This window comes from Flagellimonas alvinocaridis (assembly GCF_965248585.1).
Classification (GTDB): domain Bacteria; phylum Bacteroidota; class Bacteroidia; order Flavobacteriales; family Flavobacteriaceae; genus Flagellimonas; species Flagellimonas alvinocaridis.
Genome location: NZ_OZ252111.1, coordinates 1,466,794 through 1,493,054, shown reverse-complemented (window position 1 = coordinate 1,493,054; position 26,261 = coordinate 1,466,794). Strand labels below are relative to the sequence as shown.

Sequence of the window (26,261 nt, the reverse complement as noted above, 5' to 3'; positions counted from 1 at the left end):
TTCCTACTTTGGTCCTATGAGGCGAACAGACAAGGAACTTTTGGTTAAGGGAATAAAATCATTTGGCTACACGGTTGCAGCCATGTTCATGGGCCCTTTTTTACTCTATCAGGCGTTCAAAAATGAAGGACATCCGTTTTTTATCCCCGTTTTGATTTTGGGAATATTATTTGCCGCACTGGCCATTTATATGGGGTTTAGGTCCGTAAATATTGTAATGGATGCTTTATTTGGAAAGAAACCCAAAGACTAGTCTTTGGGAGTCGGAGAAACATTTTTCCATTTATTGCTGAGCTGCGCATAATCATAGTCAAGAACCGATTTTTGCCTATCCAACCGGTTTGAAGCAAACGCCCGCTGAAGGATATCTTCAATTAAATAATCCTCGTGCACGTTTTCTGGTCGGAATTCTTCTTTCAAGCTAATATTGAACATACTTGCGGTGGTGTTATACCAAAAGGCTCTCCACCCACTTCGCAATTCCTTGACCAAATCAAATGCAGTAGTACCCGTCTGCCGATAAATCAGTTTCACCAAAATCTGACCTTCGGTTCTAGTCAATTTTTTCAACTCGGCCGAAAACTCTTCCTCAATAAACTTTTGAACCTTCCGTGTATATCTTTTCTGATGTCGTCGCTTTTTAATGTGCTGCAGACTATCGTTCAATTCAACCAATCGCTCTGCGGCCAACTTGGCATAGGGATACACTTTTAAGGTCTTTCGTCTGAGAATATAGTACCGTAGCTTTTCATTGCGGTCGGCGAACTCCAGTTTTCCGAAGAGATATACTTCGTCCAAAGCTATGGAGCTATAGAGAATGGAATCACCCTCAAACCGAACGTAGTAATCCTGAATGGAGTCCATGGGATTCATCAAGGAATCCCCTTCCATCTCCTGCGTAAAACAAAGGCTGTGGAAGGTTAAAAAGACAATTAAAAAACTAGTTCGCCACATGCGGTCCATTACTCAAAAGTCCTGCCAAAATTAAGGATAAAGGTAAGATTTGGTTATTAAATAAAAGTGAATATTAGTATGTTTGTGAACTAAATTGAACACATGGCAGCAGCAAAGATCATCAACGCTAAATCCCTTAAATTTCTTGAAAAATATCTGAACAATGCCTCTCCCACGGGTTATGAATGGGAAGGACAGAAAATTTGGATGGAATACTTGAAACCTTATGTGGATGAATTCATCACGGACACCTATGGGACTGCCGTGGCCGTCATCAACCCAAAGGCCAAATATAAAGTAGTCATTGAGGGTCATTCCGATGAGATTTCTTGGTACGTAAACTATATCACGGACAATGGACTGCTCTATGTAATCCGTAATGGGGGCAGTGATCACCAGATTGCGCCGTCCAAATGGGTGAACATCCATACCAAAAAAGGCATTGTAAAAGGTGTATTTGGATGGCCTGCCATCCATACCCGTGACAGGGCTAAGGAAGAATCCCCAAAGGTTGAGAACATCTTTATCGATATCGGAGCCAAAGACAAGGCCGAAGTGGAGAAAATGGGGGTTCATGTGGGCTGTGTCATTACCTACCCTGATGAATTTCACATTCTTAACAAAAACAAATTTGTCTGCCGTGCCCTGGATAACCGCATGGGCGGTTTTATGATTGCTGAAGTGGCCCGTTTGCTCCATGAAAACAAAAAGAAGCTTCCTTTTGGACTCTATGTCACCAATTCGGTTCAGGAAGAAATTGGGTTACGCGGTGCCGAAATGATCACCCAGACCATTAAACCTAATGTGGCCATTGTCACCGACGTTTGCCATGATACCACCACCCCTATGATCGATAAGAAGAAGGAAGGGGAAACCTCCATAGGTTCCGGACCGGTAGTTTCCTATGCCCCTGCGGTACAAAATAAGCTGCGCGAACGCATTCTGGAAACGGCAGAAGCCAAAAAAATACCCTTCCAACGGTTGGCGGCATCCCGCTTTACGGGGACGGACACCGATGCCTTTGCTTATAGCAACGGCGGTGTGGCCTCTGCATTGATCTCGTTGCCCTTGCGCTACATGCACACCACTGTGGAGACCGTACACAAGGACGATGTGGAAAATGTAATCCGTTTGATCTACGAAACTTTGTTAACCATTAAGGACGGCGAGACATTTAGCTATTTTGATTAAACACAGTCATTTCAAACCGAAACCCAATTGGTATTGGGTAGAGCGTGAGAAATCTCACCTTTAGATTTCTCAATCGATACAAAGTATCTCATTTCGAAATGACCCTTTTGAAATAAAATTGAAAGCACATCAACCTTTTTCGGTTTTTGTGCTTTTTTTGATGCAATTCGTCACCTCAAACTTGTTTCAGGGTCTCGACATAAATAGATTCCTACTTTCACAGGAATTACATACTCTATTAAATTCACTTCTAAATTATGTACTATCTCGACTGCACTCGATGTGACATTTTCTTATCTTTAAGAAACTATGGATGAATGGGTCGACATTTTGGATGAGCAAGGTAACCCAACAGGAGCGTCCTGTTTAAAATCCGAAGCACACCGAAAAGGCCTGTTACATCCAACCATCCATGTGTGGCTCTACACCAAAGACGGGCGGATACTGCTCCAACAACGGGGCAAGCACAAGGATACCCATCCCCTACTTTGGGATGTTTCCGTAGCAGGACATGTGTCGTCCGGAGAGGATATTGAATGGGCCGCAGTACGGGAAGTGCAGGAGGAAGTGGGATTGACCATTTCCAATACCGATTTAAAACCCATCGGTAAGGTCAAAGCCATTCATAAAATTGCGGAGGATTTCATCGATGCGGAATTCCATCATATTTTTTTATGCGAACTCAAAGTACCATTAAGCAAGCTGACCAAACAAGAAAGTGAAGTGGAAGCATTGAAATTGGTCCCCCTACTTCAATTTGCAGAAGAAACTTGGGGCATGGCACGTGTTGAAAAATACGTGCCCCACGGAACGGAATATTACAAAACGGTCATTAAAGAGCTAAAAAATCGAATTTAGCTAATATCCTTTGCAAAAACGGCGGCAGTATCAAGTGCATAGGTTTTGTGTTGCCCCGATTTCATTTCCTTTACCACAAAAGCTCCCGCTTTAAGCTCCTCCTCACCCAATAAAACCACATAAGGTACGCCCCGCTTATCGGCATATTTAAACTGTTTTTGCATCTTGGCCGCTGTTGGGTACAAATCGGCACGCAATCCTGCCTTTCGCATAGAGGCCACCAATTTTAAGGCCTCCAACCCTTCCTTTTCGCCAAAATTGAGGCAAAGTACGTCCAAGGAAGTATCCAAGCTGTCGGGGAAGATATCCAATTCTTCCATTACCAGATAAATACGGTCCAATCCAAAAGAAATACCCACTCCGCTCACATCTTTCAATCCGAAAATACCCGTGAGGTCATCGTAACGGCCACCACCGCCAATGGAACCCATCTGGACACCTTTCGGCGCGGCCACTTCAAAAATGGCCCCTGTATAATAATTGAGTCCACGGGCCAAGGTCACATCCAACCGCAATTGGGCCGATTGCAATCCAATATGTTCAACGGTGGAAATAATTTCGTCCAACTCGCCTACTCCGGCCATGCCAATTTCAGAATCGGCCAAAAGGCCACGTAGCTGTTCCAATTGTTCCGAAGCGTTACCAGCCATGGAAAACAAGGGCTGTGCTTTTTGAATAGCACCTTCAGAAATACCCTTTTCCAACATTTCTTCCTTAACTTTCCCTTCCCCTATTTTGTCCAATTTGTCCAAAGCCACGGTGAAATCCACCAACAAATGCTTGGCCCCTATCACTTCAGCTATGCCGGAAAGAATTTTTCTATTGTTGATTTTAATGGTTGTTCCCTTTAATCCTAAATCGGTAAAAACCGCATCGTAGAGCTGTACAAACTCCACTTCCTGCAAAAGGGAGTTGGCCCCCACCACATCGGCATCACATTGATAAAACTCACGGAAACGGCCTTTTTGGGGCCTATCTGCGCGCCAAACAGGTTGTATTTGATACCTTTTAAAGGGGAAATCAATCTCATTTTGGTGCATCACCACATAACGGGCAAAGGGAACAGTCAAATCATACCGAAGGGCTTTTTCGGAGATTTTGGGCGTGAGCGAAGCTGAATTTTTGGAACTATAGGTCACATCATCCACCTTTGAGATAAAATCCCCGGAGTTCAATATTTTGAAAATCAAACGATCCCCTTCATCCCCATACTTGCCCATCAAGGTTTCCGAATTTTCAAAAGACGGAGTCTCTATGGGTTGGAAACCATAGGTTTCAAAATGTCTTTTTATGGTCTGGATGATATAGTTGCGCTTGGCCACTTCAGCCGGCGAAAAGTCTCGGGTTCCCTTGGGTATGGATGGTTTTTGTGCCATGTAGTGTAAAATTCTCGTGCAAATATACGGGGTTTGTCATAGGTTCAAAGTAGAAGTGATGGTCATTTCGAACGAATGTGAGAAATCTGTTTGATTTTGAGATTTCTCGTCGCTCATGCTTCGCGCTCTCCTAATGTCTTTTGCTTTTATCCTATTGAAAGCGGTCAACCAAAAACATGTATCTATCAATTCATAACCGCAATTCATCAATTACCACATTACAATGGTAGATAAATATGGTTCTTTTGAGGAGAACTTCTAAAATTGATACTATGAAATTTCCAAAAATTCTTATCTGCTGTCTCATTTCTATTGGCATTTTCATACTTTCTTGTTCTAGTGACGGCGGAGAACAAGGTCCGCAAGGTGATGCCGGCGCAAATTGCTGGGAAGCACCCGGAATAAGCGACATCAATAACGATGGCATAATCAACATTTTAGATTGTGTTGGAAATGACGGAGAAGCTGGTCTGGATGGCAATGCCAATGTGACTAAATTGGAATTCGACATTACAGACACTCCTGTTGGACAGACAGCTGTCATACTTGAAGTTCCAGAATTAACCGAGGAAGTTATGGAAAACAACACGTTACTATTCCATCTTGAGTTTTATAATCCAAATAATACGAGATATTATGCACTGCCTGGATACCACATTGGTTACACACTCCACTTTCAGCCCGTATATGAGGCAGGGTGGATAGCTCTAGTCATTAGCACTAGTGATGGAAACAATGGAGGTTGGCCTCAATTCATAGAAGGATACGGAGCCATACTCCATGTGACCATGGTTGAGATTTCGGACACACAAAGCCATTTGGAAAGCAATGATTTGTTAGAGAAATTAAAACTTGATGGTGTGGACCCTAACAATCTTGAGGAAATCATGGAATACTACAAAATGGATTAGGTTAAAAAATTTTGCTGCCTTGCTTCTTCGGAATGACACAAAAATCTAACGAGCAGCCTTTCCTAATTACATTTCTTGTCCTAAATATGTTCTCGACTACGCTCGAACTGACAATTGTTATACCCCTCAATCTCATTTCGAACCCTGTCCTGAGCAAAGTCGAAGGAGGTGTGGGAAATCTGTTTAATTTTGAGATTTCTCGTCGCTCATGTTTCGCCCTGACGAAACGACAAGTGTTTAGCGGAGAGAAGTATCCCAAAATGACATTGGTATAGATTCCTCAGTCGCTCTGCTTCTTTGGAATGACAAATGGTGATTGCTCTTGAACTTGAAATTTAAACTTTTTACTCCATGATCTGCTCAAACCATTGGTAGAGCTCCCCTTTGGTAATGGCTGCACCTTGTTTGATGAGTTCAAACTTGTCCATATTCTTGTCCTCCCCATATGCTTTGGAAGCAGTCAGGTATTCCACAAAATCGGATTGGAAATTCCGTTTGAACCAATCGAAGCCCACTTTAGTGCGCAGGTCAATTTCTGGGTTCATGACCTTTACGGATAGCAGTTTCATTTCCTTTTCGGTCAAATGGAACAGATGCATGTGCCTTTCAGAGATATTTTCCAGATACTCCACCTTGCTGAGTACTCCTTCCCATATCAAATCACTGAACACATCGATTTCTTCTTCGGCCACTTCGGGTTTTTCCATCTTTAGGGCGCTCCATTCCTCTGCGGTTATAGATTGAGTTGCCAAAAAGTTGATGAATTCAGGATGTAACTCTTCTAATTGTTCCTTAGTCAGTCTTCTGTACTTCATACTGTAAAAATAAAAAAGGCTGCACAATAGCGCAGCCTTTACGTAGTATTTCTGTAATGGTTAGTTAAAGATGTATCGTACCCCAAATTGGGCTTGCCATCTGGACAGCAAACTGGTGTCCGAACTAAATGTTTCCACCATATTGGGATCAAAGGTATAGGTAGGTACATTGTTGTCATCTACTGTTACACCCAATACCTGTTGATTGGCAGGAATTTCCACGATTCCCCAATCCGAACTGATCAAATTGCCCACATTCAACACATCCACACTTAATTGAATGGTATTTTTATTGGCAAACTTAATGTCCTGCAACACTTTTAAGTCCCATCTTCCCCTCCATGGGGCCAAAGCTCCATATCGTTCTGCATACTCTCCGCGGTGTTCGCTCAAATAATCATCTTGTTGAATGAAAGATTCAAAAGCTGCCGCTTGTCCATCACCACTGAAGTTCATTTGCCCCACCTCAGATGAGGTTGGGATATACAATAAATCATTGATGCTTGATCCATCGTTATTGATGTCACCTCCGTAGATATAATTAAAACGTCCTCCTTGGGCATACTCATAAAATGCGGAAATAGTGGTCCCTGTTTTAAAGGCTTGGGAGATAACCCCAACAAATCTATGTGTGTCCCCATATCTGGAATAGGACAACACATCATCATTGGCATTACCCGAAATGGCATTGGCCACAAAGGCATCCCCTGTGATTTCGGCTTCAATGGAGTTTACATCCTTAGAATTCAAGTAGCTATAGGCCAGACTGGCGTACAACCCATTTTCAAAGGTTTTTTGCGCCTTTAATACTATATTCCAAATTCTTCCCTTGTCCGAGTTTGAAAAAACATAGGCATTATTGATCAAATCATTTGCGCCGTATACGGGTCGGTTATCAACACCGGATAAGTTTTCCGATGGAGGCAACAACCCCCAGTTTTGCACATGCGGGCCATTTACATCTTTGGAATAGGAAAGGTCTGCCGTCAAAATCAATCCATTATCAAACCTATAATCGGCACCTAAACTGGTCCTCCATACCTGCGGCCATTTAAAATTTGGGTCCACCACTTGATAAAAGAAAACGTTGGGGTTCGCAATTTGGTTACCCAACCATACAAATGGAAAACGACCCGTAAAGATTCCGGTTCCTCCACGAATTTGAAGGGTGTTGTTATTGTGTACGTCCCAGTTGAAGCCCAAACGAGGTGAAATCAACCAATTATCGGTGGGCAATTCGGTGGAATCAAAGAAAACGGTTTCTCCGTTATTGGGATTTACATAAGGTATTTCCGGCACATAGGCCGGGGCAACCTCAATCACATCTTGCGCTTTTTGGGCCGAATCAAAATATAAAGGTCTGTCAAAACGAATACCGTAGGTCAATTTGAAGTTCTCCGTAGCATTCCATTCGTCCTGCAGATAAAACGCCAATTGCCCCACATTGGTCTCCGCTAAGGCCCAGCCATTTAGGTTTCCTTCGCCATTGGCTTCCAAAGAATTGTTCGCCGCTATGGCCGTATTGAATGCATCTTGGTAAAAAGCCACCAAACCAGCTTCGTTTGCGGGGTCTCTAAAATCCGCTATGGAACCAGTGGGGAAGAATACCCCTTGTGCTCCATAAGCCCCTAAGTTGAATGAATTGTCAAATTCGAACTTCTCAAAAGAAAATCCCAAGGTAAAGGTATGGTCCCCTTTAAAAAAATTCAGGTTGTTCGTCAATTGAAATACTTTTTGGTCCAATCTGTTATTGATGGAAAATGGTTCATGCCCTGCAATGATATAGTTGGAACTTCCATTTTCATCCAATAGTGTGATTGTGGGTGCCGGGGTTGATTTTGGATTTCTGAAATCATCAAAATGAGTATATCCAACCTGAAGTTTATTGATGGCTTCATCTGACAGGGTAGAATTTAATTCCAATTGAACCGACTGTATCTTGTTGTTGATCTCATATCCTGCATTTTCAAACTGCAAAGTGGATAGGTTTGGTCCTCTAAACCCAAGGGCTGTTGGGTGGGCCGGTTTTTCTTTTGATGCATCCAAAAAGTTATAGATGATTGCCAATCTGTTTTTCTCGTTGATGTTCCAGTCCAACTTAAAAATCCCTTTGGTGGATTCTTGATCAAAATTGAAGCCTTCATACCGTCCGGGGTTATAAAACTCTCCATTTCCAATAGAGACTTGACTCAAAATATTGGAAACCAATTCAAAATCGGAGGCCAGTACTCTGGATTCATTTATGCTTCCTGAGTTACGGTTAGGCACAAATCCGGAACTTCCAAGGTCCGTACGATCATCTTTTTCAAAATTGACGAAGAAAAAGAGTTTGTTCTTAATAATGGGTCCACCAATGCTCAATCCGTATTGGGACTGGCTTAAATCGGCCTTAAAAACATCATCTCCCTTAACTTTTCCACCGGTAAGGTCTTCATTTCGGTAAAACCCATATACTGTCCCGTAGAATTCGTTGGTTCCACTTTTTGTTACTGCGTTTACCGATGCCCCTGTAAATCCAGATTGGGTAACATCATAAGGTGCCGTAGTGACTTGGATTTGGTCTATTGCATCGATAGAGATGGGATTCGCATCAGTCTGTCCGCCAGGCTGGGCAGCATCTAGACCAAAAGGGTTGTTAAAGATGGCCCCATCCAGCGAGAAGTTGTTGAACTGGTCGTTCCGGCCCCCAAATGAACCGGCACTTGCTGTGGGTTCCAAACGGGTAAAATCGTTGGTTGATCTGGAAATGGTGGGCAAGCGGGTCAATTCTCTTCGCCCTACACTGGTTTCTGCACCGGTACGGTCGCTACCAAAGGTTCCTCCCCTATCCGAAATCACAACGACTTCGTCCAATTGTTGACTATCGGAAGCCAAATTCAAATTAAGATTGAAGGTTTTTCCCAACGAAAGGAAAACATCACTTTGGGTTTCGGTCTTAAACCCCACATAAGATATTGTGACCTCATATGGCCCACCAACCCTAAGGTTGAGAAGGTTAAATCGGCCTTCCTCATTGGTAATGGCCCCATAGCGTGTGCCTGTAGGTGTGTGCACCGCCACTACATTGGCGCCTAACAATGGAGCGCCTTGATCATCGGAGACTGTTCCCCTGATGTTCGACGTCGTGACTTGGGAAAAAACGGATGTGGACACGAGTAAGAACAGCATGCCCAATAACTGAAGTTTCTTCATAATGAATACGTTAGTTTTAGTTTTGAGTACCTACAAACATAGACAAAAAAAAGAGCTATGCATGCATAGCTCTTTACAAGTTATTAACCAAAGCTTAACGCTTACTTGGCTTCTGCTATCACTTCAAAAGGAAAATCCACAACAACTTCCCTGTGAAGTCTAATGATGGCATTGTAAGGTCCAACTCTTTTGATGGCCCCTCCTTTAATATTGATAAACTTTCTGTCTATTTGGTGACCAGCTTTTTCCAAAGCGGCGGCCAAATCTATATTACTTACCGAACCGAACAACTTGTCACCGGCACCTGCTTTGGCAGGGATACGGATTTCCAATTGTTTTATGGCCTCGGCCATGGTATTGGCTTCATCAATGATTTTTTTCTCTTTGTGAGCCCTTTGCTTTAGATTTTCGGCCAAAACCTTTTTGGCAGACGGTGTGGCCAAAGTGGCCAATCCTTGAGGGATAAGGAAATTTCTCCCGTAACCGTTCTTTACGGTAACGATATCATCCTTAAATCCCAAATCCTGTACATCTTCTTTTAGAATAAGTTCCATTCTTCGGTATTTTTTTATTTCAACATATCGCCAACGTACGGCATTAACGCTAGGTGACGGGCACGCTTAACAGCCTGGGCCACTTTTCTTTGGTACTTTAGGGAAGTTCCCGTAAGTCTTCTGGGAAGAAGCTTTCCTTGTTCGTTTACCAATTTCATCAAGAAATCTGGGTCTTTGTAATCAATGTACTTAATACCTGACTTCTTGAACCTGCAGTACTTTTTCTGCTTGTTGGTCTCAATGTTCAATGGGGTCAAATATCTGATTTCCCCATCTTTCTTTGCTTTTGCCTGTTGTTCTATAGATGCCATAACCCTATGCGTTTGCTTTTAATTTGGTTCTTCTTTTTTCGGCCCAAGCAATGGCATGCTTGTCCAATTTAACGGTCAAGAAACGCATAACGCGCTCATCTCTCCTGAATTCCAACTCATATGGTCCGATGGCTTCACCGGGAGCGGTAAATTCAAACAAGTGGTAAAATCCACTTTTTTTGTGCTGAATGGGATAGGCCAATTTTTTAAGTCCCCAATCTTCCTTGGAGACCATTTTGGCACCATTCTTAATCAAGAAATCCTCAAATTTCTTGACTGTTTCCTCTATCTGCGTTTCAGACAGAACGGGATTCAAAATGAAAACAGTTTCGTAATGGTTCATATTATATGTTTTTTAAAGGAGCGCAAAATTAGCAATATTTCTTTCATCCCGCAAGAAAACCCAAAAAACTTCGTTTAAATCACAAGAGTTATTAACAGAAATGAACCCAATAAACCTACGTAACGTATATGGCAATGTACACAACAAAATAGACCATGTTTACATCTTTTGTTGCTGTTAAACGTCTTTTTTATGTAATTTGCCGATGATTTAAAACCCTACAAATCACCCCATTCTATGAAATTAAAAAGTATAATTGTAGACGATTCCTCGATGCAGCGGATGGCCGTTGCAAAGTTGGTCAACAATCATCCACACCTTGCTTTGGTTGCGGAGTACAGCAACGCCATTGAAGCAAAAAATGGCCTAAAGAACCACGAAATTGACCTTATCTTTTTAGATGTTGAAATGCCAATCATTAGTGGTTTTGACCTTTTAGAGGCCCTTGAGAACCCGCCTCAGGTTATTTTGATCACGGGAAAACCTGATTATGCCCTTAAAGCATTTGATTATGACGTGACCGATTATCTTCACAAACCCATCACTTTGGCCCGTTTTGAAGCCTCCGTTAAAAGAGCAGTGGCCAAATACGAGCAAATGAATCGTGTTGATGAGGATGAAGAACATATTTTTGTGAAAAGCAACCTTAAAAAGCGCAAGGTTATCTTAAACGACATTAAATGGATAGAAGCCTTGGGCGATTACATTAAATTGGTAACCGATGAAGCCAATATCGTAATCCTATCCACCATGAAATCCTTCGAAAAGCAATTGCCTGCCGAAAAATTTCTGAGAATCCATAAATCCTATATCGTGAATCTGGAGAAGATTGAAAAATTCAACAGTAAAAATGTTGAAGTGGGGGGCAGACAGATTCCTTTAAGTAGAAACAAAAAGACTGAATTGGCAGAAGCACTGGCCAATGTATAACTAAATGTGGTCCACATTGTAGACCAGTCTTACACTTTTATACTTGGAAATAGCATTAAAGGATTTCTCAATTCTTTTAATGCTATTTTTTGTTTGTACTAGCGATTGTTGCCTTGGAATTTTAATAAGGATGTTTTTAAGATAATCCCTTCGGATACGGGCCACTGGGGGATATTCCGGCCCCAAAATGTCTTGTCCCAATACGTTTCTGAGAGAACCCGCCAACCAACTGGCAGCCTCGTTCAGCTTATTGAAATCCCTATCCTTTAAAGTAATTTTGACAATGCGTACCAAAGGTGGATATTTAAACTGCTCCCGTTCGTAATACTGCTCTGCGAACATCTTTCCATAATCGTTTGTGGTGACCTGTTGCAGTATTTGGTGATACGGATTATACGTCTGTATGAGCACTTTGCCTCTTTTTTGGGTCCGCCCTGCCCTTCCTGCCACCTGGGTAAGCATTTGAAAACTACGTTCATGGGCCCTGTAATCCGGAAAGTTCAACATAGAATCCGCATTCATGATCCCCACCAAACTCACATTTCTAAAGTCTAGCCCTTTGGTGACCATTTGGGTTCCCACCAAAATATCCATCTCTTGGTTTTCGAACGCTGAAATGATTTTTTCATACGCGTACTTCCCCCTAGTGGTATCCAAATCCATACGCCCTACGGCCACATCAGGGAAAAGATGATTGAGTTCTTCCTGAATCTGCTCTGTACCAAATCCCTTTTTATCCAATGTACCACTGCCACATGCCAAACAGGCCTGTTGCAAGGCCATATGGTAACCACAATAATGACAACGAAGCTGATTTCTTCGCTGGTGATAGGTAAGGCTCACATCGCAATTGGGGCATTGGGCCACATGGCCACAGGTGGTACACTCCACCACCGGGGCAAATCCCCGACGGTTTTGGAAGAGAATTACCTGCTCCCCTTCTTCCAAGGTTTCTGAAATGGCTCTGAGCAGAACCTCTGAAAAATGCCCCTTCATCCGCTTTTTCCGAGTCGCTTCCTTGATATCCACCAAACTAATGTCCGGCATGAGTACATTGCCATAACGATATTGGATGGGAGCATATCCATATTTTCCCTTTTTGGCATTGTCCATACTCTCTATACTGGGCGTAGCCGACCCCAGAACAATATGGGCTCCATGCAGGGATGCCAACACAACGGCCGCATCACGAGCATGGTATCGTGGCGCTGGATCAAACTGTTTAAAGGAACTTTCATGTTCCTCATCCACCACGACCAACCCTAAATTGGAAAACGGCAAAAACAGGGAAGAACGAGCACCAATGACAATTTGTGCCTTCTCCGCATTGGCCATCACATTGTTCCAGACCTCCACTCGTTCGTGGATACTGTATTTTGAATGATAAACGGACACTTTATGTCCAAAATAATGTCGCAACCTATTGATCAATTGCGAGGTCAGTGCAATCTCGGGCAACAGATATAGAGCCTGTTTACCCTCTTCCAAACATTCTTGGATGAGTTTTACATACACTTCGGTCTTTCCAGAAGAAGTGACGCCATGCAAAAGAACAGGTTTGCCTTCCGAAAAACCAGTTTGAATGGTTTCCAAAGCCTTGGCCTGATGTTCATTCAGGAGCATATGTTGGGATTCTTCCGATTCACCCTCAAAATTCACCCGATCAGTCTGAATGTGGTATTCCTTTAAAACTTCTTTATCAATAAGGGCCTTGATCACGGTCCTCGAACTGCCACTCTCTTTTTCCAAATCAGCTATAGGGATAGGTTTCTTGGTTTTGGCCTGTATTTGAAACAGGGACAACACCACCTGACTCTGTTTGGGTGCCCGGGTCAGCTCATTTAACAACTGCTCCAACTGGGCCTCGTCATCATAAGTTTCGGAAAGCTTTACATATCGTACCAGTTTAGGTTTATACTGCTCGTACAGTTCTTCCTTTTGGAGCACCACTCCTTTATGCACCAATCCATTGATGAGTTTCAGGACATTTTTTTTGTCTACAATGTCACTTACTTCGGCTATTTTCAGCGCACTCTGGTGCTGTAAGGCCTCATACACCAGAAACTCATCGTCACCCAATTGCATTTCATCAACCTGGGCGTCTTTGTTGGGCATGACCAAGGTTTCACTTTCCAATAAAAAAGCGCTGGGCAGCGCACTTCGTACTACCTCTCCCAAGGTACACATATAATACTGTGCCATCCATTGCCAATGTTTCAATTGAATTGCATTGACCAAAGGCTGTTCATCCAAAATCTGGTAGATTTCCTTGGCATCATAGGCCATAGGAGCATTGGTATGGATTTGATAGGCCAAGGCCGTATATATCTTGGATTTCCCAAAGGGAACGGCCACACGCATCCCTGGCTGCAAAAAATCCGCCTCTTCTTGTGTGATCTTATAGGTGAAAAGTCGTTCCAAAGGAATAGGTAGGACGACATCCAAAAAATACTCCATACACTTATTCTTCCTTTACCCGATGCCAGGTCTGGGTCCTGTACAAAAATGCCAAATAGCCCCTGACCATTAATTTGTCCATATCCTCCGGATGGAGCCACAATTTTCCTCTAAAGGTCATTCCGTGTTCCGGGTCCAACATATTTGTGCCCTTATACTCATCCTTATCGTTCTTTACAAGGTTTTGAAAAATCTTCATCCCCAATACGGGTTGGTTCTTGAACTTCCCCTTACACTTGGTACAGAGCGCATTTTTCTTCCCTTTTTCCAAAATATCGATGATTCTCGCCTGCAACAGCCCATTTTCACGATAAATCTCCACAATGGCCTTTGTAGCTCCACTTCGGTCGTCCACCGTTTTCCATTTTCCGAATACGGATTGGGACCACATGTTCTGGAAAACCAATACGGTCAGGACAAAAAAATATTTATGGAACATCTTGGTGCCTTTCATGTCGTTTCTTTAATGAATTCAGGGTAGCATTCAACTCAAAACCCAACAATAAGATATTGGAATTCAACCAAATGAACACCATCAAAATCAACAATCCCCCCAACGCCCCATAAAGTTCGTTATATCGGGCAAACTTTTCCACATAGATTCCAAAAAGATAGGAAGTGAGCACAAACAACAGAGTGGTCATCAAGGCCCCTGCTGAAAAGAATCTAGCCTTACGCCCTTCGGCCGTCCCGAAATAGTAGAGGATAGAGGTGGTCAGATAGGACAGCACCATGAAAAACAGGATTTTGGCCAATTGGATTCCTACAGTGTCTCCTTTTTCAATATCGGTCCCAAAGGTCTTTCCAAAATATTCGCTGGTATATTCAACAATGTAAAATTCAAAATACACAAAGGCCACAGCACCCACGATCAGCAGAATAGACAGCAATAGTCCCACCATTAGGGCATATACATATTGCCTAAAAAAATTCCGAGTGAGTTCCACATGATAGGAGTTTTCAAAACCGCCAAAAATGGCATTGACCCCATTGGCCACCAAAAAAATGGACAACAGAAAGGCCGATGACAACAACCCTCCTTGTTTTTGGTCCTTGATCTGTTGGTAGATGTCCCCAAAATAATCTCCCGTTGCCGAAGGCAGGAAAGATTCCAGAAAAAGTAGAAACTGGGCATCAAAATTCTCATTTCCTACCCGCACATATGGAATGACAAAAGGAATGAGGGTCACCATAAAGATAAGCAGCGGGAACAAGGCCATGAATACGCTAAATGCAATGGAACTAGCCCGTGTGGATACAGCACCTTTTACGATACCGACCACATACATTTCCATCAAATCATAGAAAGAGAGTCCCTCAAAAGCCTTGAGCTTTATTTTTTTCAATAACCGGACCAACCAGTTGACCACAGGTATTTTTTCCAACTGCTCTTCAATGGCTAAAGACATTTAAACGGCTTTTAAACTAAGGTCCATGTTGTATACAGAATGTGTCAATGCCCCGGAGGAGATATAATCCACACCACATTCGGCATATTTTCGAATAGTGTCTTCCGTAATTCCGCCAGAAGACTCGGTAAGACACTGCTTTCCTATGCGCTGCACAGCCTTTCTGGTATCGGCATAATCAAAATTATCCAGTAAAATCCTGTAGACGCCTTTGGAAAGCAGGATTTCTTCCACCTCATCCAAATTCCTTGCCTCTACAATGATCTTTAAATCCTTGTTTTGCTCTTTTAGATACTGTTGGGTCTTTTGGATGGCCTTGGTAATTCCACTAGCAAAGTCGATATGGTTATCCTTGAGCATAATCATATCGTAGAGGGCAAATCTATGGTTCTCCCCTCCTCCAATCTTTACCGCCCACTTTTCCAGGGCCCTGATTCCGGGAGTGGTCTTTCGGGTGTCCAAAATCTTGGTGCCTGTACCTTCCAAAAGAGACACGTAATATTGGGTCTTTGTGGCAATGGCGCTCATCCGTTGCATGGCATTAAGCACCAAACGTTCGGCCTTTAGAATGCTTTGGGAACTTCCCTCCACGTAAAAGGCAACATCCCCATACTTGACCGAAGTGCCATCAGGCAGTAAAACCTCGACCCTAAGCTCCGGGTCCACATATTCAAAAACTTGTTGGGCAAAGGCCACACCTGCCAATATGCCCTCGTCCTTCACCAAGAGCTTTGCCTTTCCTTGGGCAGTTGGTGGAATACAGGCCAAGGAGCTATGGTCGCCATCCCCAACATCTTCGCGAATGGCATTGGCAATGATTAAATTGAGTTCTTTCTGAAATTGTTCTTCGGATATCATCCACAAGGGGTTTTAACGAAAATAGTAAAAACATTCCTCCTTACCCATTCCCAATACATGGTTCTTGTTTCAACACAAAGGATTATTTTTGGGGATGCAGATTACCTTGATCGCCATAGGCAAAACCGATAATACTGATCTAGAACGACTTATCGCCATCTACGAAAAGCGGTTGCAACACTACATCAAGTTTCAGCTACAGGTTGTTCCCGATATTAAAAACAGTAAAAATCTTTCCGAAGCCCAACAAAAGGAAAAGGAAGGGGAACTGATTTTGGGACAGATTCAAAATTCCGATGTGCTCATCCTACTCGATGAAAAAGGAAAACAGTATACCTCGGTCGAGTTTTCCCAATTCCTCCAAAAGAAAATGAACAGTGGCATAAAGAATTTGGTGTTGGTCATTGGCGGACCCTACGGCTTCAGTGATGCTGTCTATCAAAGAAGCAATGGAAAAATAAGCTTGTCCAAAATGACCTTTTCCCACCAAATGGTGCGTTTGTTCTTTGTAGAGCAGTTGTACAGAGGGTTCACTATTCTACGGAACGAGCCTTATCACCATCAATGATTAAATCTTAGACCGCTTCGCTTAAAGATTCATGAGCAAAGACGCTGCTCTCACTTGGTTCTTGAGCCTTAGCTTATTTTTAGGATTTGGTGCTTGGGATTTGTTGATTCAGTTATTGATTTACTTTCTCGTGAACTTTATCTTTTCCCTTTCGTCTTGATTCTTGACTCTTGATACCTGATACTTGAGTTTTGTTTAGTAAAGCACTCTGAACTTAATGGTATTTTCTATCCCCTTAAGCTCCTTGATTACCTCCTTGTTGTATTCCTTGTCCAAATCGGTAATCACATATCCCACTTCAGAATCTGTGGAAAGGTACTGACCGGTGATGTTCAACCCATACTTGGCCAACACCTCATTGATTTTAGCCATGATTCCTGGAACGTTCTTATGAATATGTAAAAAGCGATGTGCTTTGTTTTGCTTGGGTAGTCTAATATTGGGGAAATTTACAGCATCCACTGTATTACCAGAGTTGATGTAATCCATGATCTTGTTCGGTACAAAGTCCGCAATGTCACGTTGGGCTTCCTCTGTACTTCCTCCAATATGTGGTGTAAGGATCACATTGGAAAGTCCTTGCAATGGTGTTTCGAACGGGCCGTTGCTTCGTGGCTCTGAAGGATATACATCTACAGCTGCACCACCCAACTTTCCGCTTTTAATAGCTGCTGCCAAAGCATCGATATCCACCACAAATCCACGGGAAAGATTAATAAGCTTGGCACCTTCCTTCATTTGGCTGATTTCACGCTCGCCAATGAAGTTCTTGTTCGCTTTATTATCATCCACATGCAAGGTTACCACATCAGAAACGGACAACAGGTCTTCCAAGGTACTGCATTTAGTGGCATTACCAATGGCCAACTGATCGTTTACATCGTAATAGTATACGCGCATCCCCATGGCTTCTGCCAAAACGGACATTTGCTTTCCTATGTTTCCGTAACCTACAATACCCAAGTTCTTCCCCCTCACTTCTTGGGAACCGGCTGCGGTTTTGTTCCACTCACCGTTATGGATTTCCGTACTACGTGGAAAAATGCTTCGCATCAACATAATGGTCTGTCCAATGGCCAATTCCACTACGGAACGAGTATTGCTGTAGGGCGCGTTGAACACCACAACCCCTTTTTTCTTGCTGTATTCCAAATCGATTTGGGTGGTACCAATACAAAAGGCACCTACTACCAAAAGCTTGTTGGCGGCATCCAAAACCTTTTGGGTCACCTGGGTCTTGGAACGTATCCCCAACACATGTACTCCTTTAATTCGCTCTATAAGCTCTTCCTCGGGAAGACTATGCTTAACCAATTCTACGGAAAATCCTTCTTCCGACAGGTTTTTAAAAGCATCGGGGTGGACATTTTCAAGCAATAATATCTTGATTCGGTTCTTGGGATAGGATAAATTACGTGGCAAATCGTTCACAAATAAAAATTCATCTAGGTTAGGTGCTACGTGGTCCGCATTGTTCGTCGCTTTCTCACGGTGCACATTTTCAGTATAGGCGAAAAACTTATGGGCAATTCCGGCCTCACGCATCACATAGTCGCTATAGCCATCACCAATCACTTGGACCTCGCCATCCAAATCCAAGTTCTTCAAACACTCTATTTTCCCATTATGGGAAGCAAGAACATTGGTTTCGTCGAATCCAATGATATTTCCTTCTTCATCAAATTTAAAGGTATTGGCATAAACCCGATCGGATGGAATGTTGTACTCTTTTACTATGGGATCGATAAATTCCTTGAATCCGCAGGAAATCACATATATATCATCCGAAAACTCTTTAAAAAAATCTTTGTTGGATGCTATGGATTTGGAAATTTTGTGTCGTAGTTCACCCACCAAACGCTCCAAATCGTTCTTGTGCGCGTTCAATAAGCGGATCCTTTTTTCAAGCGATTCTGTAAAGGAAATGTCCCCGTCAATCCCCAAGTTGGTAATTCTCTGTATCTCCTTGACAACTTCTTCCTTATTGGATTTGCCTTGCAGGGTAATCTCCGCCAAGACGTCCAATGCCTCTACCCGGGTAAGGGTGCTATCAAAATCGAAAACGTATTTGCGTCCCTCTTCTACCATGATGTTCTCAAAAAATTAAGGCGTAAAATTAAGCATTAATTCCATCAACCAAATTGGAACCCGACCAAAACCTTACAGAATTGCGGATAAATCAAAAAACGCTTTTAAAATGTTTGAAATGGCACCCAAATTCCGATTTTTTGTAATGATTGCGTTCAAAACCAACGGCGGGTAATCTTGGAATACATCCGATATTCCTTTCCAAATACCTCTTCCAATGCCCTTTCTTCATTTTTGATCTGAAAATGGTTCATATACGATACAAATCCTGCAGCCAACAGGGTATTGAATGCATTTCCCAGCCAAAGGCCGAAAGCCAATAAAAACAAGAGCATGCCCAAATACATGGGATTGCGGGTAAAATTGTAAATCCCGTTGGTCACCAGTTTTTTAGCTTTTTGCGGATTCAAAGGGTCAACCGTGGTCTTTGCCCAAAAAAATTGGATAATGGCAATGAGCATCACTAAGACTCCTAACCCAACAAGAATTGACATCAATGTAGTTCTTCCAAAAAAATCAAACTCCCCAAAAGGGAGGAATTCATCCAAAACATACATCAATCCGCCAAAAATGAGCAGTACCAAGGCAGGTGGTATCCGTAAATTCATATTCCACTTCTTCTGTATCGAAATTACTACTTTTGACCCTTATCTGAATCTTTTTGCCCTGTGAAACTTGTATTTGCCACCCATAACGACCACAAACTGCGAGAGGTACAACAATTGCTGCCAAAATCCATAGAACTGCTCTCTTTAAAAGATATTGGTTGCTTTGATGAAATCCCTGAAACGGGAGAAACCTTGGAGGAAAATGCCCAAATCAAGGCCAATTTTGTGACCCAAACCTATGGTTTTGATTGTTTTTCCGATGACACAGGGCTTTTGGTAGATGCACTTAATGGCCGACCTGGGGTCTACTCTGCCCGGTATGCCGGAGAGCAAAAAAATGCGCAGGAAAATATGTCCAAAATGCTTTCAGAAATGAAAGGGCAAGAGAACCGAAAGGCCCACTTCAAAACTGCTATCCACTTGAACATCAATGGTAAAAGTGTAGCCTTTGAAGGTATTGTTGAAGGCATCATAACCGATAAAGAATATGGCGATGGTGGTTTCGGATATGACCCTATCTTTATTCCTTCAGGGCATGAAAAAACCTTTGGCGAGCTATCGGCTGAAATCAAGAATGCCATAAGCCATAGGGGACGTGCCATTGAAAAACTGGTCAACTATTTAAAAAAGAAGGCCCAATAGTACCCACCGAACAAATTTAATGTACCTTTGCCGCTTTATTAACGCCGCCGGTATGGGCAAGGTGTTGCGATGGGCTTAAGAGGTTATACAGAAATCGCTCTATGCAACACAACATATTTGCGATTTAAGGTATATACCACTATGACAAAATTTGAAGCCTTGGGGTTGGATCAACCCCTATTGGATGCTATTTCCGATCTTGGATTTGAAACTCCTTCCGAAGTACAGGAAAAATCTATTCCCATTCTTTTGGAACAAGACACCGATTTGGTGGCCTTGGCCCAAACAGGAACAGGTAAAACCGCTGCTTTTGGTTTTCCCATGATTCAAAAAATACATGCAGAGAGTAGAACCACGCAAGGATTGATACTTTCCCCTACCCGTGAACTCTGCTTGCAAATCACCAACGAATTAAAATTATATTCCAAATATATTAAGGGACTTAACACCGTGGCCATCTATGGAGGTGCCAGCATCACGGAGCAGGCCAAACAGATAAAACGTGGGGCACAGATCGTTGTGGCAACCCCAGGACGGATGAAGGACATGATCGGTCGTGGCATGGTGGACATTTCCAAAATTGATTATTGTGTATTGGATGAGGCCGATGAAATGCTCAATATGGGCTTTTATGAGGACATCAAGGATATCCTATCCAATACCCCACAAGAAAAATTGACATGGTTGTTCTCTGCGACCATGCCCAAGGAAGTGGCTTCCATTGCCAAAAAATTTATGCACCAACCCGTGGAAATCACCGTGGGCACCAAAAATGCAGGAGCATCAACGGTACAGCATGAGTACTATGTGGTAGGCGGACGCGATCGCTACGCGGCCCTAAAACGTTTGGCTGATGCCAATCCTGGTATTTTTTCCGTGGTCTTTTGTAGAACCAAACGCGACACACAACGGGTAGCTGAAAAACTGATTGAAGACGGATACAACGCAGGGGCCTTGCATGGCGATCTAAGCCAGAACCAACGTGATTTGGTCATGAATGCCTTCCGAAAAAAGCAAGTGCAGATGTTGGTGGCCACTGACGTAGCCGCCCGTGGAATTGATGTGGACGATGTGACCCACGTGATCAACTATCAATTGCCCGATGAGATCGAAACCTACACCCACAGAAGTGGTCGTACAGGACGAGCTGGAAAATCCGGAATTTCCATGGTCATTGTCACCCGTTCCGAACTCCGAAAGATCAAGTCCATTGAAAATAAAATCAAACAGGAATTTCTAAAGAAAAATATTCCTGATGGTATAGAGATCTGCGAGATTCAACTATATCATCTGGCCAATAAAATAAAAGACACCAAGGTAAACAAGGAGATTGACAGTTATCTTCCCGCTATTAATGATGTATTGGAAGGCATTGATCGTGAAGAACTTATCAAGAAAATAGTTTCGGTAGAATTTACCCAATTTTACAATTACTACAGCAAAACCAAAGACCTTAACACCTCCGAAAGTGGCAGGGATAGAGATGACAAAGGGACTTCCAAAGGAGAAATTCCAAGTGAAGGTTCCGTGCGTTACTTTATTAATGTTGGTGAGCGCGATGGTTACGATTGGATGTCGTTGAAAGACTTCCTAAGAGATACATTGAATCTGGAAAAAGAAGACATTTTCAATGTAGACACCAAAGACAGTTTCTCTTTCTTCAATTCTGATGCGCATCTGGCTGAATTGATTATTCAAACCTTTAGCGAATTCAAATTGGAAGGTCGCTTCATCAATGTAGAAATTTCTACCAAGCCTGGTGGTGGCGGTGGAAAAGGTGGAGGCAAAAAACGTGGACATCGAAAAGGTGGACACCGAAAAGGTGGGAGCAACAAACCATCGTTCAAAGGAGGAAAAAAAGGCGGATACGCTAAGAAAGGTGGCAAAAAGAGGTCTGGCTTTTATTAGTTAATTCTATATTAAATGGCAAGGGCCTCCTGTTTATTTTTCTTTGTTTAGTACTTTTATACCGACAAAGATTGCATGAGAAGAATTCTACTTACCCTTTTTTCGCTTATTGCGTGGTCTTGTTTTGCCCAGAATGATGATGATTCATCCGTTCAAGGCGAGTTGACGGCCACTGTGGTCAATGCGCAGAGCGATTTTCCTTTGGAAAGCGTGCACGTCATCAACCTAAACCAAGTCAAGGGGACCATTACGGACCAAAAAGGGCGATTTACCATACAAGCCGCCGTGAATGATACACTCTATCTTTCCTATTTGGGTTTTAAAACACAAAAAGTAAGGGTAACCAACGATATGTTCCGATTTCAGGATACCAAGATAGCCCTAACAGAGCTCGCTTATGCTTTGGAAGAAGTTATTGTAAAGCCTTATCAATTGACTGGATATCTTGAGATTGACGTGAAGAACCTTCCTGTCAATAATGCCTATCAGTATAGCATTTCAGGGTTGAACACCAGTTATGAAGCAGGCAATAAAAGCCCAAGTGCGGTGACCAAGGTATTGGGTGCCATTCTGAATCCGGCAGACCTTTTGCGGAACCTCTTCGGCAAAAAACCACGTCAGATGCGAAAATTACGCCAAATGAAAGAGGATGACGGCATTCGCGATCTTTTGGCATCAAAATTTGATAGGGAAACATTGACGGAGCTACTTCAACTGGAAAAGGTGGATATTGAAGACATCCTTAACAACTGTAACTACTCCAAATCCTTCATCAATACGGCGAACGACCTTCAGATTTTGGACGCCATATCCAGCTGTTATGAAGAGTATAAAGTACTCAATCGAAAGTAAAAAGATATCCCACATAGACTTTGCCGACAGTACCGCTGCGCTATAAATAAATTTTAGTTTTCCATATTCATTTTATAGCTTTAGGCAAAATCCCAATGCATGAAAAAACTACTTCTCATCATGTCCATTCTGTCCACTTTTTTTGGTTGTAGGGAAGCTAAAAAAGAGCCACAGGCCATTGAGCAAGAGCAGGTAGTTGAGCAGCAAAATCCTAAAAAGAAGATTCCTTTTGTATGGGAAGGGGCCAATATCTACTTCCTACTTACCGATCGCTTTAACAATGGCAACCCCGAAAACGATGTTAATTTTGACAGAACGGAGGAAACTGCTGTCCTTAGGGGTTTTGAAGGAGGGGATATTCTTGGCGTCACCCAGAAAATTGAAGAAGGCTATTTTACCGATTTAGGCATCAATGCCATTTGGTTGACTCCCGTAGTCGAGCAAATCCACGGTGCCACAGATGAAGGCACTGGAAAAACCTATGGATACCATGGTTACTGGGCCAAGGACTGGACAGCCATTGACCCTAATTTTGGCTCCCGGAAAGATTTGGAAAATATGGTAAAAGCAGCCCATGCCAAGGGCATTCGTATTCTTTTGGATGTAGTGCTCAACCATACAGGGCCCGTTACCGAAAAAGACCCTGTTTGGCCAGATGATTGGGTACGTACCGGCCCAACTTGCGATTTTACCACTTACGAAACCACTACGACCTGTACCTTGGTCGAAAACCTTCCCGACATTCTCACCGAATCGGATGAACCTGTGGAATTGCCCGATGCCTTATTGGCCAAATGGAAGAAAGAAGGACGTCTGAGCCAAGAATTGGACGAACTGCAATTGTTCTTTGAAAGGACAGGATATCCAAGGGCGCCTCGTTATTATATCATTAAATGGCTCACCGACTACATTAACGATTTTGGCGTTGACGGTTTTCGGGTGGACACCGTAAAACATGTAAATGAAAATGCGTGGGCAGACTTGCATAAAGAGGCCAATTATGCCTTTGAGACCTGGAAGAAAAAACATCAGGACGAAATATTGGACAACAACCCATTTTATATGGTAGGCGAAGTGTACAACTATGGCATTTCCGGAGGTCGTGAGTTTGATTTTGGCGACAAAAAGGTGGACTATTTCAACTACGGGTTCAAGAGTCTCATCAATTTTGAATTAAAGGAAGATGGACAAAAAGATTATGAAACCATTTTTAAGAAATATAACCAACTTCTCAACACAAAGCTTAAAGGAAAGAGTGTACTCAACTACCTAACTTCCCATGATGACGGCTCACCTTTTGATAAAGACCGTACCCAGCCCTATAAAACTGCTAATGTATTGTTGTTGACCCCAGGTGCCTCTCAGGTATATTATGGAGACGAAACTTCCAGAAGCCTAGTGATAGAAGGGGCGGAAGGAGATGCCACCCTACGTTCCTTTATGAACTGGGAAGAATTGGATAGCATTGCCGAAATACAGAACATCCATAAACATTGGCAAAAACTGGGTCAGTTCAGAAGAAACCACCCTGCTATTGGTGCTGGGCGTCATAAACGTTTGTCCAAATCGCCCTATGTGTTTTCCCGAACCTACGTTGATGGCGATTATCGTGATAAAGTGGTTGTGGCCCTTGACCTGCCCAAAGGGAAAAAATCACTTGTGGTAAAAGGTTTCTTTGGAGATGGCACAAAACTGTACGACACCTATTCAGACACCGAAGTAATTGTTACCAAAGGTAAAGTGGTCTTGGACAATGAATTTGATATCGCTCTTTTGGAATTGGTGGAATAATCAACTCCTGGAATGCAACGCAATTCGGTTACCTTCCGAGTCCAAGAACAATCCCATATAGCCTACATCCGGACTTATTTGGGTCTTTGCTCTTATTATTTTGCCGCCTAACTGCTCCACACGGTCCAATTCTTGTTGTACATCGGCGCTAGCAAAATAAATTAAGACGCCATCCGTTTTGCTGGGCGTGTACCAATCCGCATTTTGGATAAGACAACCCGCTGCTCCAGTTTTGGTCTCATCCCATGGAAACCAACCCATTTTGGTACCCTCCATATCGTGTACCTGTATGACTATCCCAAAAACTGTTTCGTAGAATTTTTTTGCTCGGGCCATATCTTCAACTGGAATCTCAAACCAGCCCACCATGTTCTGTTCCATAGCTACTTTTCCAAAATGTCTTTTAATGATGCCAATCCTTCCTCAAAATCCTTACCAACCGCTTTGTCCATGTTCATGAACAACATCATGATGCTAAATGGGAATTTATTCTTTCCCGAGAAACCCCAAGTGACTTTGGTGGTGTTCCCATTCACTTCTTCAGTCATCAAATAGGCATCGGAATTGGATTTCCATGGTTTTAAGAATCGAAGTTCTGACTCAATACGCTCACCATCCACGATCTGCGTGATTTCCTGCTCCCCTTCTCCAACATCCTTGTTGCCGTTCCAATAACTGGTAGCTCCAACTTCCCCGTCGGTTCCAGTGAATTTTTTCTCCATGTTGGGATCCTTTTTGTTCCAAGGCGACCATTGATCCTGATTTTTCAGAAAACGAAGATTTTCAAAAACTTTGGATTTAGGTTGGGCAATTTCAATAGATCTTGAGACATTGTACGTCTTGGGCGCTATAGCTCCCAAAATAAGGATGAGCAGCACAATTCCAGCTAGGATGTAAAGTAGTGTAGCCATTTGTTTGTGAATTGGTTAGAATTTAAATGTACAAAAAACTTCATTTGGAAAGGTACCGTTCAATGATTCCTTCCACACTTTTAATGGACTTTTTGGTCCAGTCGAAACGCTTCTCAAAAATTTCATCTTCAGATAGTTGCCAATTCACATTGGAATTCCTGACCTTGTGCGCAAGTTCCTGTATAATGATTGCTGCCGATACGGAAACATTTAAGCTTTCGGAAAAACCCACCATGGGAATTTTTAGAAACCCATCTGCTTGCTGCATCACCTCTTCGCTCAACCCTTCTTTTTCGGTTCCAAAGAACAATGCCGTTTGTTTCTTTGGAAAAAAATCGGGCAACAAAAGAGAATCATCATGCGGGGTAGTAGCCATAATTTGATATCCTCGACCCTTTAATCTTGAAACACACTCCCCCGTACTTTGATATTTGTGTACATCAACCCACTGCTCCGCCCCAACGGCTATGTTCTTGTCCAACCGTTTTGAAAAACGGTCTTCCACCACATGCACTTCCTGTATTCCAAACACATCACAACTTCTAATTATGGCACTGGTATTGTGCATTTGGTACACATCTTCAATGGCCACCGTCAAAAATTTGGTGCGATTTTTCAATACCTCTAGAAAACGTTCCTTACGCTCTTCGGTCAAGTACCCTTGCAAATAGGTGAACAAATCATTATTCTGCATACTTCACAAGATAGAAAAAAACAAAATTCCTATTTTTGGG

The 26,261-nt window shown here is 42.7% G+C and carries 26 protein-coding genes; 10 read left to right on the top strand and 16 right to left on the bottom strand.

All coding sequences use genetic code 11. The features are described 5' to 3' along the window. The first annotated feature begins 16 nt into the window (after positions 1-16). A complete protein-coding gene (locus ACP14V_RS06785) occupies positions 17-253 on the top strand; it encodes a DUF6095 family protein (RefSeq protein ID WP_136566215.1) in 237 nt (78 codons plus the stop codon). Here the strand turns inward: ACP14V_RS06785 and ACP14V_RS06780 are convergent. Then, positions 250-954, bottom strand: a complete 705-nt coding sequence (locus tag ACP14V_RS06780; protein ID WP_136566214.1) for a DUF4294 domain-containing protein — start codon at positions 952-954, stop codon at positions 250-252. The two genes, ACP14V_RS06785 and ACP14V_RS06780, sit on opposite strands and share 4 nt — an antisense overlap. Before the next feature lie 102 nt (positions 955-1,056). Between ACP14V_RS06780 and ACP14V_RS06775 the strand changes: the two genes are divergently transcribed. Further along, positions 1,057-2,145: a M42 family metallopeptidase gene (locus ACP14V_RS06775; RefSeq protein WP_136566213.1), complete on the top strand. Its 1,089-nt coding sequence runs from the start codon at positions 1,057-1,059 to the stop codon at positions 2,143-2,145. Between the two features lie 309 nt (positions 2,146-2,454). Further along, a complete protein-coding gene (locus ACP14V_RS06770) occupies positions 2,455-3,003 on the top strand; it encodes an NUDIX hydrolase (protein WP_272609883.1) in 549 nt (182 codons plus the stop codon). Here ACP14V_RS06770 and hisS read toward each other — a convergent pair. Beyond that, complete coding sequence (hisS, locus tag ACP14V_RS06765; RefSeq protein ID WP_272609882.1) at positions 3,000-4,379, bottom strand: histidine--tRNA ligase; 1,380 nt, start codon at positions 4,377-4,379, stop codon at positions 3,000-3,002. The genes ACP14V_RS06770 and hisS overlap by 4 nt on opposite strands. 272 nt (positions 4,380-4,651) lie before the next feature. Here hisS and ACP14V_RS06760 point away from each other — a divergent pair, with 272 nt between their 5' ends. Next, on the top strand, positions 4,652-5,290 hold the full coding sequence (locus ACP14V_RS06760) for a hypothetical protein (RefSeq protein WP_272609881.1): 639 nt from the start codon (positions 4,652-4,654) through the stop codon (positions 5,288-5,290). 344 nt (positions 5,291-5,634) lie between these two features. On the opposite strand, the gene ACP14V_RS06755 is transcribed toward ACP14V_RS06760, so the two are convergent. From ACP14V_RS06755 to rpsF, 5 genes are all read right to left on the bottom strand, one after another. Further along, complete coding sequence (locus tag ACP14V_RS06755) at positions 5,635-6,105, bottom strand: DUF6495 family protein (protein WP_272609880.1); 471 nt, start codon at positions 6,103-6,105, stop codon at positions 5,635-5,637. A gap of 60 nt (positions 6,106-6,165) precedes the next feature. Further along, positions 6,166-9,297: a TonB-dependent receptor gene (locus ACP14V_RS06750; protein ID WP_272609879.1), complete on the bottom strand. Its 3,132-nt coding sequence runs from the start codon at positions 9,295-9,297 to the stop codon at positions 6,166-6,168. A 101-nt stretch (positions 9,298-9,398) separates the two neighbouring features. Further along, entirely contained in the window at positions 9,399-9,851 is a 453-nt protein-coding gene (gene rplI, locus ACP14V_RS06745; protein ID WP_272609878.1) for a 50S ribosomal protein L9, read from the bottom strand. A gap of 14 nt (positions 9,852-9,865) precedes the next feature. Beyond that, positions 9,866-10,162 (bottom strand): 30S ribosomal protein S18, encoded by a 297-nt coding sequence (gene rpsR / locus ACP14V_RS06740; RefSeq protein WP_106145737.1) that lies wholly within the window; start codon positions 10,160-10,162, stop codon positions 9,866-9,868. 4 nt (positions 10,163-10,166) lie between these two features. Beyond that, on the bottom strand, positions 10,167-10,505 hold the full coding sequence (gene rpsF / locus ACP14V_RS06735) for a 30S ribosomal protein S6 (protein WP_136566208.1): 339 nt from the start codon (positions 10,503-10,505) through the stop codon (positions 10,167-10,169). A gap of 237 nt (positions 10,506-10,742) precedes the next feature. On the opposite strand from rpsF, the gene ACP14V_RS06730 reads away from it, so the two are divergent. Continuing rightward, a complete protein-coding gene (locus tag ACP14V_RS06730; RefSeq protein WP_100818563.1) occupies positions 10,743-11,435 on the top strand; it encodes a LytR/AlgR family response regulator transcription factor in 693 nt (230 codons plus the stop codon). Here ACP14V_RS06730 and priA read toward each other — a convergent pair whose 3' ends face one another. The 4 genes from priA to nadC are packed head-to-tail and all read right to left on the bottom strand — an operon-like array spanning position 11,436 to position 16,159. Next, positions 11,436-13,892 (bottom strand): replication restart helicase PriA, encoded by a 2,457-nt coding sequence (gene priA / locus ACP14V_RS06725; protein ID WP_272609877.1) that lies wholly within the window; start codon positions 13,890-13,892, stop codon positions 11,436-11,438. A 4-nt stretch (positions 13,893-13,896) separates the two neighbouring features. Beyond that, entirely contained in the window at positions 13,897-14,346 is a 450-nt protein-coding gene (locus tag ACP14V_RS06720) for a DUF2147 domain-containing protein (RefSeq protein ID WP_272609876.1), read from the bottom strand. Beyond that, complete coding sequence (locus ACP14V_RS06715) at positions 14,321-15,301, bottom strand: YihY/virulence factor BrkB family protein (protein WP_272609875.1); 981 nt, start codon at positions 15,299-15,301, stop codon at positions 14,321-14,323. The genes ACP14V_RS06720 and ACP14V_RS06715 overlap by 26 nt, the downstream gene beginning before the upstream one ends. Then, positions 15,302-16,159 carry a carboxylating nicotinate-nucleotide diphosphorylase gene (gene nadC, locus ACP14V_RS06710; protein ID WP_272609874.1) on the bottom strand — a complete coding sequence of 286 codons (858 nt, stop codon included), beginning with the start codon at positions 16,157-16,159 and terminating at the stop codon, positions 15,302-15,304. Between the two features lie 94 nt (positions 16,160-16,253). Between nadC and rlmH the strand changes: the two genes are divergently transcribed. Further along, positions 16,254-16,727: a 23S rRNA (pseudouridine(1915)-N(3))-methyltransferase RlmH gene (gene rlmH, locus ACP14V_RS06705; protein WP_272610297.1), complete on the top strand. Its 474-nt coding sequence runs from the start codon at positions 16,254-16,256 to the stop codon at positions 16,725-16,727. A gap of 195 nt (positions 16,728-16,922) precedes the next feature. Here rlmH and serA read toward each other — a convergent pair whose 3' ends face one another. Then, the gene (gene serA / locus ACP14V_RS06700; RefSeq protein ID WP_272609873.1) at positions 16,923-18,815 is read right to left on the bottom strand and encodes a phosphoglycerate dehydrogenase; all 1,893 of its coding nucleotides are present in this window, start codon (positions 18,813-18,815) and stop codon (positions 16,923-16,925) included. 155 nt (positions 18,816-18,970) lie between these two features. Next, entirely contained in the window at positions 18,971-19,423 is a 453-nt protein-coding gene (locus tag ACP14V_RS06695; RefSeq protein WP_272609872.1) for a methyltransferase family protein, read from the bottom strand. Positions 19,424-19,483: 60 nt separating this feature from the next. Between ACP14V_RS06695 and ACP14V_RS06690 the strand changes: the two genes are divergently transcribed. The 4 genes from ACP14V_RS06690 (at position 19,484) to ACP14V_RS06675 (ending at position 24,616) form a co-directional block, all read left to right on the top strand. After that, positions 19,484-20,065, top strand: coding sequence for a non-canonical purine NTP diphosphatase (locus ACP14V_RS06690; protein ID WP_272609871.1), 582 nt, complete (start codon positions 19,484-19,486; stop codon positions 20,063-20,065). A 141-nt stretch (positions 20,066-20,206) separates the two neighbouring features. Next, positions 20,207-21,973, top strand: a complete 1,767-nt coding sequence (locus tag ACP14V_RS06685) for a DEAD/DEAH box helicase (RefSeq protein WP_136566200.1) — start codon at positions 20,207-20,209, stop codon at positions 21,971-21,973. A 75-nt stretch (positions 21,974-22,048) separates the two neighbouring features. Beyond that, positions 22,049-22,825, top strand: coding sequence for a carboxypeptidase-like regulatory domain-containing protein (locus tag ACP14V_RS06680; protein WP_136566199.1), 777 nt, complete (start codon positions 22,049-22,051; stop codon positions 22,823-22,825). 99 nt (positions 22,826-22,924) lie between these two features. Beyond that, positions 22,925-24,616 carry an alpha-amylase family glycosyl hydrolase gene (locus tag ACP14V_RS06675; protein WP_272609870.1) on the top strand — a complete coding sequence of 564 codons (1,692 nt, stop codon included), beginning with the start codon at positions 22,925-22,927 and terminating at the stop codon, positions 24,614-24,616. Here ACP14V_RS06675 and ACP14V_RS06670 read toward each other — a convergent pair whose 3' ends face one another. Genes ACP14V_RS06670 through ACP14V_RS06660 form a run of 3 tightly spaced genes read right to left on the bottom strand, consistent with a single transcriptional unit; the run spans position 24,617 to position 26,221 of the window. After that, entirely contained in the window at positions 24,617-24,997 is a 381-nt protein-coding gene (locus tag ACP14V_RS06670) for a VOC family protein (protein WP_272609869.1), read from the bottom strand. It abuts the gene before it with no gap. Between the two features lie 2 nt (positions 24,998-24,999). Beyond that, on the bottom strand, positions 25,000-25,527 hold the full coding sequence (locus tag ACP14V_RS06665; protein WP_272609868.1) for an SRPBCC family protein: 528 nt from the start codon (positions 25,525-25,527) through the stop codon (positions 25,000-25,002). Between the two features lie 40 nt (positions 25,528-25,567). Further along, on the bottom strand, positions 25,568-26,221 hold the full coding sequence (locus ACP14V_RS06660) for a TrmH family RNA methyltransferase (RefSeq protein WP_136566195.1): 654 nt from the start codon (positions 26,219-26,221) through the stop codon (positions 25,568-25,570). Between the last annotated feature and the right edge of the window lie 40 nt (positions 26,222-26,261).

Coding starts and splice junctions, on each gene's coding strand:
- rpsR (WP_106145737.1), bottom strand. CDS start 10,162: ATGGCATCTATAGAACAACAGGCAAAAGCAAAGAAAGATGGGGAAATC.
- ACP14V_RS06715 (WP_272609875.1), bottom strand. CDS start 15,301: ATGTCTTTAGCCATTGAAGAGCAGTTGGAAAAAATACCTGTGGTCAAC.
- ACP14V_RS06755 (WP_272609880.1), bottom strand. CDS start 6,105: ATGAAGTACAGAAGACTGACTAAGGAACAATTAGAAGAGTTACATCCT.
- ACP14V_RS06680 (WP_136566199.1), top strand. CDS start 22,049: ATGAGAAGAATTCTACTTACCCTTTTTTCGCTTATTGCGTGGTCTTGT.
- nadC (WP_272609874.1), bottom strand. CDS start 16,159: ATGATATCCGAAGAACAATTTCAGAAAGAACTCAATTTAATCATTGCC.
- ACP14V_RS06750 (WP_272609879.1), bottom strand. CDS start 9,297: ATGAAGAAACTTCAGTTATTGGGCATGCTGTTCTTACTCGTGTCCACA.
- rlmH (WP_272610297.1), top strand. CDS start 16,254: ATGCAGATTACCTTGATCGCCATAGGCAAAACCGATAATACTGATCTA.
- ACP14V_RS06785 (WP_136566215.1), top strand. CDS start 17: ATGAGGCGAACAGACAAGGAACTTTTGGTTAAGGGAATAAAATCATTT.
- ACP14V_RS06660 (WP_136566195.1), bottom strand. CDS start 26,221: ATGCAGAATAATGATTTGTTCACCTATTTGCAAGGGTACTTGACCGAA.
- ACP14V_RS06780 (WP_136566214.1), bottom strand. CDS start 954: ATGTGGCGAACTAGTTTTTTAATTGTCTTTTTAACCTTCCACAGCCTT.
- ACP14V_RS06675 (WP_272609870.1), top strand. CDS start 22,925: ATGAAAAAACTACTTCTCATCATGTCCATTCTGTCCACTTTTTTTGGT.
- ACP14V_RS06775 (WP_136566213.1), top strand. CDS start 1,057: ATGGCAGCAGCAAAGATCATCAACGCTAAATCCCTTAAATTTCTTGAA.
- priA (WP_272609877.1), bottom strand. CDS start 13,892: ATGGAGTATTTTTTGGATGTCGTCCTACCTATTCCTTTGGAACGACTT.
- rpsF (WP_136566208.1), bottom strand. CDS start 10,505: ATGAACCATTACGAAACTGTTTTCATTTTGAATCCCGTTCTGTCTGAA.
- ACP14V_RS06670 (WP_272609869.1), bottom strand. CDS start 24,997: ATGGAACAGAACATGGTGGGCTGGTTTGAGATTCCAGTTGAAGATATG.
- ACP14V_RS06760 (WP_272609881.1), top strand. CDS start 4,652: ATGAAATTTCCAAAAATTCTTATCTGCTGTCTCATTTCTATTGGCATT.
- rplI (WP_272609878.1), bottom strand. CDS start 9,851: ATGGAACTTATTCTAAAAGAAGATGTACAGGATTTGGGATTTAAGGAT.
- ACP14V_RS06770 (WP_272609883.1), top strand. CDS start 2,455: ATGGATGAATGGGTCGACATTTTGGATGAGCAAGGTAACCCAACAGGA.
- serA (WP_272609873.1), bottom strand. CDS start 18,815: ATGGTAGAAGAGGGACGCAAATACGTTTTCGATTTTGATAGCACCCTT.
- ACP14V_RS06665 (WP_272609868.1), bottom strand. CDS start 25,527: ATGGCTACACTACTTTACATCCTAGCTGGAATTGTGCTGCTCATCCTT.
- ACP14V_RS06730 (WP_100818563.1), top strand. CDS start 10,743: ATGAAATTAAAAAGTATAATTGTAGACGATTCCTCGATGCAGCGGATG.
- hisS (WP_272609882.1), bottom strand. CDS start 4,379: ATGGCACAAAAACCATCCATACCCAAGGGAACCCGAGACTTTTCGCCG.
- ACP14V_RS06685 (WP_136566200.1), top strand. CDS start 20,207: ATGACAAAATTTGAAGCCTTGGGGTTGGATCAACCCCTATTGGATGCT.
- ACP14V_RS06695 (WP_272609872.1), bottom strand. CDS start 19,423: ATGAATTTACGGATACCACCTGCCTTGGTACTGCTCATTTTTGGCGGA.
- ACP14V_RS06720 (WP_272609876.1), bottom strand. CDS start 14,346: ATGAAAGGCACCAAGATGTTCCATAAATATTTTTTTGTCCTGACCGTA.